Genomic DNA, 8,445 nt, shown 5'->3' on the forward strand with positions numbered 1-8,445 from the left:
AACAGATTCAGCTTTATAAAAATGGCTAATCAACAGACCTGATGTCAAATTTTTATTATATTGAAGTGTAAATATTTACATAAAATAAAATTATTCACTTAAATTTAACAATTCAGATGCGTGTGTGCCGATGTTTTTGTATGCTTCATCGAGTTCTTTCATACTTGCTGAAAATTGTTCAGTAAATGTTGCGACTTGCGATGATGTTGTCGTAACGGTTTGAACAGAAGAGCGAATCGTTTGTAGCTGACGGGCAATTTCGTCGGCGCTTTCTGTGCTGTTTTGTGCCATCTTTTGAATTTCGCTCGCCACGACTGCGAAGCCTTTGCCGTATTCGCCAGAGCGCGCCGCTTCGATCGAGGCATTTAAGCCGAGAATGCGAGACTTTTGCGCAATGTCTTTCACGATATGTACAATTTCGTTCGTATTATTAATTTCAATGTCCATGTTTTCTGCAAATTTTACGAGCTGCTGCAGCTGACTTGCCACGTCGCTACTTGCCCCTGAAAGCTCTAAGTTCGTTGCCGTCATTTGTTCTACAGAGCTTGATAAATCGCTTGCGACTTTGCGAATTTGATCTACTTGGTCGTTTGAGATGACGGCGCTTAAAACACCAATCGTTTTACTACCGTCCATAATTGGCTGCGCTGTAGCGATGTAGGCAAATCCAAAAAGCTCAGGGCCGTGCTCTTCGCGTAAAAAACGACGCTGTGACAATGCTTTTTCTGTCACCGTTCCTCTAAAGTTTGCGACTTTTGTACCGACGCCGGTTTTTAAGTCAAATGTTTTTGCAGGCAAATAACCGACAACTTCATGTTCATCGATAATGACAATGCACGCATCACTTGGATATGTTGCTTGAAAGAGCGCCATTGAGTCAACAGCTGCTTGTAATTTTTGATGCATAACTGAACACCTCCATAATGTTATTACCAGTGTAGCGTAATTTACAGAAAATTTCAATTTTATAGAATGTTATATATTCACAATCAAGTCAGACTATTATACTAAAAAAAGTAATAAATTCGTTAACCATTTGCTGTTTATTTGGAAGGAATATTGTATACTGACTGTAGAGAAATAGATGGAGCATATGAAAGCTGTTTCTACTATAAGTACGTTACATACTAAGGAGAGATTTGCATGACACCACGTATTGAAAAAGACTTTTTAGGCACGATGGAAATTCCAAAAGACGTATATTATGGCATTCAAACGATGCGTGCGAAGGAGAACTTCCCGATTACTGGCTTAACAGTAGATCCTGAGCTAATTCGTGCGCTTGCAATCGTAAAAAAATCAGCTGCTCAAGCGAATGCGGCAACAGGAAGCTTACAGCAAGATATCGCTGAAGCTATTATTCAAGCAGCGACAGAAATTATTGACGGACTATGGCATGAGCAGTTCGTTGTTGACCCAATTCAAGGTGGGGCAGGGACGTCATTAAATATGAACGCCAATGAAGTCATCGCAAACCGCGCCCTTGAAATTTTAGGGCATGATAAAGGCAACGCGAGCATCATTAGCCCGAACTCACATGTCAACATGGCACAATCGACGAACGATGCATTCCCGACCGCGATTCATTTATCAACGGTGACGTTACTCATTGAGCTATTAAACGTGATGGAGCATATGGTAAGCGTGTTCGAGCAAAAGGCAGAGCAGTTCGACCACATTATTAAAATGGGGCGCACGCATTTACAAGACGCGGTGCCGATTCGTTTAGGACAAGAGTTTTTAGCGTATGCGAAAGTGCTGCGCCGCGACATGAAGCGCATTAAGCAAACGAAGGAAGATTTATACGAAATTAACTTAGGTGCAACGGCAATCGGTACGTATTTAAATGCGGACGAGGCGTACATCGTATCAGCAGTTGATTTCGTGAAGCAAAATACAGGTTTACCATTTGTCGCGTGTGAAAACCACGTTGACGGTACACAAAATACAGACATTTACACAGAAGTGTCAGGTGCGCTAAAAATTTGTATGCTGAACATGTCGAAAATTTGCAACGACTTACGTTTAATGGCATCAGGTCCGAAAACGGGCTTCGCAGAAATTTTATTACCAGAGCGTCAGCCAGGCTCATCGATTATGCCAGGGAAAGTGAACCCAGTAATGCTTGAAGTCATTAACCAAATTGCGTTCCAAGTGGTCGGCAATGACGCGACGATTTCGATGGCATCAGAGGCAGGGCAGTTCGAGCTAAACGTCATGGAGCCCGTGCTCGTATTTAACTTACTGCAATCGATTCGCATTATGACGAACGGCTTTGAAGCGTTTACGGAATATTGCTTACAAGGCATTCAGGCAAACGAGGAAGTGCTGCGTGCAAACGTTGAGCGTTCAATCGGTGTCATTACAGCAATCGCACCGCATGTTGGCTACGAAATTGCATCAAAGCTTGCGCGTGAAGCACTCGAGACGAATGAATCGGTGCGCTCGCTTTGCTTAAAATACGGCTACTTTACAGAAGAAGAAATTAACGTCGTGCTTGATCCGTTCCGCATGACGACGCTACAAAAGAAGCAATAAATGATTGAAATAGGAAGAAGCTGCGCTAACGGTCTAATTCGACTTTTAGCGCAGCTTCTTTTTTGAGTTTCTTCCATTATATAAGTAATTATTCATTATATTTACTGGAAATATAGATTTTTCAGTTAATGAGCGGTATTATGGAACTATCAATATAGGGGGTGCTATATGAAAAAGTGGTTGTTATGCGTGTTGTTGCTGCTTGCGGTCGTTGCGTTTCCGACGTTCGTCGATGCAAGTAACGTACGCGAAGTGAAAGTCGTCAATGCAAATAGTTTAGCGGTGAAAGGGGCTGCTTCACCGAGCGTAGCAGATATTGCGTCATTACAGCGCGGTGATCTCGTCATCATTTCGGCAACGGGCAATGGCTGGGCGAAAATTCAGTCGAAATCGATTGCAGGTTATGTGAACGAAAGCTATTTACAAGCGATTACGCCGATCATTAAAGTGATTACGGCAAATGGTCTTGTCGTGAAGCAATATCCAACACGCTCAGCGAATACGACGGCAACGTGGCAAAAAGGATTGCTCGTTGAAGATTACGGTTCAGTCGGTGCAGGGTGGAATGTCGTAAAATACGGTGACGGAATCGGCTATGCAGCAGCCTCGTCCATGACGGCAGCGAAGGCGAAAACACAATACGTCCATGCAGATCAACTTGTGATGCGTAATACGGCGACGAAAAGCGGCGTGCAGCTAGCAACGTTACCGAAAAATACGAAAGTCACAACATACGGCACGATTGCAGGCTGGGCATACGTCGCAGTAGGAAATATGCGCGGTTACGTTGTCGCAAGCGAGCTACACGACCAAGCCGTAACGGTTATTAAAGGGGAGCGCATTCACCAAGGCGATTTATCAAAAACCGTTCGCTTCACGACGACATTGCGTGATGCAACGACAGGGAAAAACATTAAGGCGCATCTCATTAGCTACGGTGACTATAGTGGCTACGGAAACGATGATAATATTTGGGCAGGGCTAGCTCCTGGCGATTTATATTATGAAGGTGACTTTAAAATCGGTTTACAGGCAGAGGGCGACAAATATGTATACATACAGCCGTATTCAATTAACGACTATACGTATAACAAAACCGCACAGCTCGTTTACAAAGTACAAGGCAAAACGTCAAAGGATACTGATTTATTTATGGTGTCTAAAGTATGCGGATCAAACTGCCGTGAAGCGACGATTTTTTACGTAACGAACGGACAATTATCACGCGCAGGAATTATTCTTTATACTGCGCAGCCAAAATCAATTGGCAATAACGAATATCAAGAAATGGTTTATTCGAATGCTGGAGAAGTAGGCTATCATTTTTCAACATTCAAGCTCGATCCGAAAGCAAGCTCGATTAAATATGTGCGCAGTAAAAGCTTTATGAACGATCAATTCGATGACGGTTCACGCATATTTGACCTATGGCTTAGCATGCCGAACTACGTTGTGAAATAATGACGAACGCTCACGGTGAGGAATCATTGTGGGTGTTTTTTTGAGTTTCTTCTATATAAATAGTACTGACACCGAGCAAGTATCGTATCACCGAACTGGTCAAAACTTTTGCTGTACAAAAAAGGTGGAAATTGGTAAGCTAAAGAAAGAAAAAGTGGTGCATTTCGCATCGCAAAGCATGGTGCGTTTTTTGCCTAAAAACGGCGTTCACCATACCTATGTCAATATACTAACATTTACACGAAAAAGGCTTTAGGCTAAGTGTTGCACGTTCATTTCGCTATATCGATATAATCCCTGAAAATTCCAAACGAAAATGCACCAGTCACCATGTAAAACGGCTCGTGAAACGCTTGGGACAGTAAGGGCGAAAAACGGTACTGTGTAAATGGATAACCTTGAGATAGAGGATTAACACACAACTTCAGCTACTTCTTTAGCACCGAAATGAGCCACTGTGTAAATGGATAACCTTGAGATAGAGGATTAACACTAAGACTGTTGGATGTAATGACACAGACTGCCCATGTGTAAATGGATAACCTTGAGATAGAGGATTAACACGAAGAATGGTCAATCACAGGAACTGCTTTGTTGTGTGTAAATGGATAACCTTGAGATAGAGGATTAACACTCTGGAATGAGAAGCCGCCCACGTAACCACACTTAATGGTGTAAATGGATAACCTTGAGATAGAGGATTAACACAGTAAGCCTGCCGCTACAGGAAGGTCTTCGCAGTCTTGTGTAAATGGATAACCTTGAGATAGAGGATTAACACTCAAAATAGCCACTTCATATAAGCCTCCTTCTTCCGTGTAAATGGGTAACCTTGAGACAGAGGATTAACACATTTTGTCCGCCGATTCTTCGAGCGCGTGATTTAACCGTGTAAATGGATAACCTTGAGACAGAGGATTAACACTGCGCCACAAATTCTTTTACAGCTTCTAATGCTTGATCGGTGTAAATGGATAACCTTGAGATAGAGGATTAACACGGTAAATTTCACAATCACTTAATGTAACAATGTAGCGTGTAAATGGATAACCTTGATTTAGAGGATCACCAGTTTTATACGCACTTCACCAACCGACACGATTACGCAATCATTTACGACCGCTTCCTATGCTGAAGTGGTCTTTTTTGTGCGGCAATTACGTTTGCTACACTTGTTCTAGCATTCATAAAACGCTAAATATTTACAATATATAACGATAACTGTATGATGGAAAAAAGCGCTTCTATATGGCGTACTAATGAAAATCATTTCGAAAAGGGGGATGTTATGTTCAAAAAAGTAGTAGCGAGTGTTGCAGCAGTGGCATTAACGTTATCGCTTGCATTACCAGCAGGGGCGACGAAGTTTAAAGATGTGCCGTCTACACATTCATTAGCGACGGAAATTAGTTATTTATCAAACGCAGGGGTTATTAACGGTTATGCGGACGGTACATTTAAGCCGAATGCATTGCTTGCGAAAAAGCACATTGCGGCGATGCTTGTGAAGGCGCTGAATTTACCGACGACGAATTTGCGTGATCCAGGCTATCGAGATGTGCCAAAAACGCATCAGTATTACACTGAAATTGCCGCGGCGTATACGGCAGGTTTGTTTGAGGCATCGTCTAACTTTAAGCCGGAATCAAACATTTCACGTGCATACATGGCAGATATTTTGACAAAAGCGTTTCAGCTAAAATCAATTGCGCATAACGCGGTGACGTATACCGATGTGCCGTCAACATCTGCACAATACCGCGCCATTCAGCTCGTGACGATGAACAACATTGCAAAAGGCTATGAACAAAAAAATTATACGCACACATTTGAGCCAAATAAGCTGTTAACACGTGCGCATTTTGCGGCATTTTTAGCGCGTGCGATGTCGCTACAAAGTGGCACGGTTATGCAATATGTGCCGAACAAAAACTATACGTATTATTTTGCGACGAAAGATCAATATTTGAAGATGACGTATGAAGGGCAAGATGCAGGTGGAGAAGCAGGCGTTTACAGTGTATGGGATATTTATGATGATCGAACAGGCGCGTATTACGGGTATTTAAATTACACAGAAGATTGGACAGGCATTTCGTATTTTTCAAACGCGGTCATTGAAAATACAGTCGTGCTCATTAACCTTCCCGTAACAATCGGTTTAAAGTATTCACTAACACCGACGAGTCAAAATGTTTTTGAGCAAATTAGTGAGAAAATTTTGGATACGAAAGCAACGGTGAAAATTGCCGGCAAGACGTACACGAATGTCATTGTCGTAGAGGAAGTGTTCGGCACGTCATGGAAAAATGCGCAAAAGCGAACAACGTACATTACGAAAGATTACGGTGTCATCGGCATTAAAAATCATCAAGGATACTGGCGCTTCTGGTTAGATAAACGAATCGCAAACTAACAAAAAAACGGCTTGACGCTCATGATGCGCAAGTCGTTTTTTAATATAAATGAAAATATTTACAAATAATGTGCGTTATGCTATAGTAAATGTGCAACGACTTGAGCGTTGTAAGTGTCTTCTTAGGCACTTCGCACGCATCATTTTTCTCGCTAAAATGAGCGGCATCGAGAATTGTAGTAGCGAGCTGCATTTCTTAACGTGATCACGTACAACTGAATACAACAACTAAATAATGATGAATTTTTAATATTTGCATGCAATAAATCGATACGGCATTGTAGCGGTATCACTTATATCATAGAACAATCAATAACTCTTCATTAATTAAATTGGACGATAGACGAACTAAACTTAAAAGACAATTGCCACCTATACGGCAATTGTCTTTTCCCCGTTCTTTCAAGCTGCATGCACAAAAATGAGCGACCGCTTTTTATAATAGAGCGGTCGCTGTCATATAAGTAATGTAGCTATTTGAAACGATATCTTTGTAATGGAAAAATGTATGAATGTATTAAAACATTAATTGTTAAAAGGTGTTACACTAATTTGCGCCGTTACATCTGTTGCATTAATTGTGTGATGTCGAAATCATCAAGTTGATAAACTGTTGCATCATGTTTATATTGACATTCGATGCCAGCATTTCACGTGCTACTTTTTGAATTCCTTTTTCCGGTCCCACGCTCTTCCCCTTTGTCAATCGCATCACTCAATCTCGCTTTATCATTAATAATTACCTTCAGTCGTATCTCATACGCAAACCTTGTCTCCGGCGTCTGACTAAGCGCCTCCCACGTACCAAATGCATCGACTAAGTTTTCGTCCTTCATCGCCAATTCCTCATAAATGTCCATATCTACTTTTTCTTTGCGAGCATCGACCAAGCCGAGCAACAGTAATTATTTCGTCAAAGTTACATATGTCGTTTTAATTGTTCGAGCTCGTCGATAGACAGCCCCGTTGCTTGCTGAATCGTTTCAAGATCGACATGTAATGCAAGGAAGTTTTTCGCTAGCTGTAGTCGTTCTTCGTGACGACCTTCCTCTTTTCCTAGTTCTCTTCCAATTTCGATACCTTCCTCTTTCCCCATTTCGATGCCTTTTTCAAGCGAACTTTCCTTCGCATCACTCAATCTCGCCTCGTCATCAATAATTGCCTTCAGTCGCATCTCGTATGCAAACCGTGTCTCGGGTGTCTGGCTCAATTCTTCCCACGTCCCGAATGCATCGATTAAGTTTTCGTCCTTCATCGCCAACTCCTCCAATTCTTCATAAATTTCCGTATACACTTTTTCTTTCCGCGCGTCAACCATGCCGAGTAGCAGTAGCCATCTCGCCAAAATATCGTCAAGTGGCTGCAATTTTTTGTCGTGCCACGCTTTCAAAAATTTATTCATCTCGATAAAATGCACTTCGAGTACGTCATCGATTGGACGTAAACGCTTCAGTTCCGCGTCCTCGTACAAATGATACGTCGTGTGGTAATGTGCTAAATCATGAAACACCGTAAAGTTACAAATATTAATCGTAATCGTCGGCAAGAGCGTTCGATAGCCCTTCCCCTTCTCTAATTGTTTCGCAAACAGTCGTGACCAATAGTAAAGGGTACGCTTCATCATATCGTCTTGATTCGATAGCTGCATTTCGATATTAATATGCTCACCCGACTGCGTTTTTACAAGTAGATCAAGGTGTGCTTCTAAGTACTTTAAATAATATGATAATGGCTGTATGCGCGCGACGAGACTCCTTGGGGAAAAGCTCGTGACTCAAGACCCCGCAACCGCTCGCGGTGAGGAGGCTTGAGCCGAGCCCCAGGAACGCGAGTCGCATGGCGCATACAGCCTTTCTGTAATCGTATCGCGTCCTGTTCGTGCCAAAATCGCATTTAAGAAAACGATTGTAATGTGCTTGTTACGCTCGCTGCCGAACAGTTGCTTAAAGGCAAAGTCCACTTTCAAATCAATGAGCTTGTGTAGCGGAATGCGTCGCAATGCTTGTTGATTCATCGAAAATCACCTCTAT

Annotated in this window: 5 protein-coding genes, 1 pseudogene and 1 CRISPR repeat array; of the genes and pseudogenes, 3 read left to right on the forward strand and 3 right to left on the reverse strand. The window is 42.1% G+C overall.

What is annotated here, in order from left to right; all coding sequences use genetic code 11:
• Positions 1 to 90: 90 nt before the first annotated feature.
• On the reverse strand, positions 91 to 906 hold the full coding sequence (locus A6K76_RS13225; RefSeq protein ID WP_066465859.1) for a methyl-accepting chemotaxis protein: 816 nt from the start codon (positions 904 to 906) through the stop codon (positions 91 to 93).
• A 237-nt stretch (positions 907 to 1,143) separates the two neighbouring features.
• On the opposite strand from A6K76_RS13225, the gene A6K76_RS13230 reads away from it, so the two are divergent.
• The 3 genes from A6K76_RS13230 (at position 1,144) to A6K76_RS13240 (ending at position 6,415) form a co-directional block, all read left to right on the forward strand.
• Positions 1,144 to 2,538, forward strand: coding sequence for an aspartate ammonia-lyase (locus tag A6K76_RS13230; RefSeq protein ID WP_066465861.1), 1,395 nt, complete (start codon positions 1,144 to 1,146; stop codon positions 2,536 to 2,538).
• A 168-nt stretch (positions 2,539 to 2,706) separates the two neighbouring features.
• Complete coding sequence (locus A6K76_RS13235) at positions 2,707 to 3,999, forward strand: SH3 domain-containing protein (protein ID WP_066465863.1); 1,293 nt, start codon at positions 2,707 to 2,709, stop codon at positions 3,997 to 3,999.
• Positions 4,000 to 4,381: 382 nt separating this feature from the next.
• Positions 4,382 to 5,071: direct repeats of the CRISPR family, unit length 36 nt; unit sequence GTGTAAATGGATAACCTTGAGATAGAGGATTAACAC.
• 216 nt (positions 5,072 to 5,287) lie between these two features.
• The gene (locus tag A6K76_RS13240; RefSeq protein ID WP_066465867.1) at positions 5,288 to 6,415 is read left to right on the forward strand and encodes an S-layer homology domain-containing protein; all 1,128 of its coding nucleotides are present in this window, start codon (positions 5,288 to 5,290) and stop codon (positions 6,413 to 6,415) included.
• A 650-nt stretch (positions 6,416 to 7,065) separates the two neighbouring features.
• Here the strand turns inward: A6K76_RS13240 and A6K76_RS13245 are convergent.
• Positions 7,066 to 7,275: a hypothetical protein gene (locus A6K76_RS13245; RefSeq protein ID WP_139108698.1), complete on the reverse strand. Its 210-nt coding sequence runs from the start codon at positions 7,273 to 7,275 to the stop codon at positions 7,066 to 7,068.
• A gap of 59 nt (positions 7,276 to 7,334) precedes the next feature.
• Positions 7,335 to 8,429: pseudogene (locus A6K76_RS13250) on the reverse strand (Rpn family recombination-promoting nuclease/putative transposase).
• Positions 8,430 to 8,445 lie beyond the last annotated feature (16 nt).

The sequence above is a fragment of the Caryophanon latum genome (genome assembly GCF_001700325.1).
Classification (GTDB): Bacteria; Bacillota; Bacilli; order Bacillales_A; family Planococcaceae; genus Caryophanon; species Caryophanon latum.